This window comes from Rhodobacter sp. NSM (genome assembly GCF_052244495.1).
In the GTDB taxonomy this organism is placed as follows: Bacteria; Pseudomonadota; Alphaproteobacteria; order Rhodobacterales; family Rhodobacteraceae; genus Cereibacter_A.
This window is the reverse complement of the sequence record NZ_JBQPXH010000069.1, coordinates 1-619: the sequence shown is the minus strand read 5'-3', so window position 1 is coordinate 619 and position 619 is coordinate 1. Positions and strand designations below refer to the sequence as shown.

Annotated in this window: 1 protein-coding gene; it reads left to right on the top strand. The window is 70.3% G+C overall.

Translation table 11 applies throughout. The annotated features are described in order from the left end of the window. Positions 1-361 precede the first annotated feature (361 nt). The coding region (locus ACTVZP_RS22315) for a metal/formaldehyde-sensitive transcriptional repressor (protein WP_443214316.1) at positions 362-619 on the top strand (258 nt) is incomplete at its 3' end.

Genomic DNA, 619 nt, shown 5'->3' with positions numbered 1-619 from the left:
TTCGGCCCGGCTGCGCAGGGGGTGATCCGCGACCGCATAGCCCGACCGCTTCAGCAGGTCGAGGGACTTGAGCCCGTAGGGGCAGGTGTGCTCCGGCGTCACCATGCGGTAGAGCGAAGCCGTCCTTGCGGGGGTTCGTTCGAGTGTGTCGGCCGACATGCCGCGTCTCCTTTCAAGGGTTTGCGTCCGAGTCGGCACGGGTATAGCCTCCGTACCACGGTACGGAGTCAACTGGAGCGATGCGGCGGATCGGCAAGCCGGTGGGCCCCCGGCTCCCGCTCGGTGAGCCGGGCACCCGTGCCGTCCGCCCGGCCCACGCCGGCGTTGCCTGAGGGGCAAATATAGGGTATCCCCCTATCCCATGAGCCATACCACCAGAGACAAGGCGAAGCTCCTCGCCCGCGTCCGTCGCCTCAGGGGGCAGCTGGAGGCGGTCGAGCGGATGCTCGAGGCGGAGGCGCCCTGCGGCGAGGTCCTGAACCTCGTCGCCTCGGTGCGGGGCGCGGTCGCGGGCCTGACGGCCGAGATGATCGAGGACCACATCCGCGAGCACGTCAGCGACCCGGCAAGGGACGACGACCCTGCCCGCGCGCAGGGCGCGGCCGAGCTGATCGGCGTA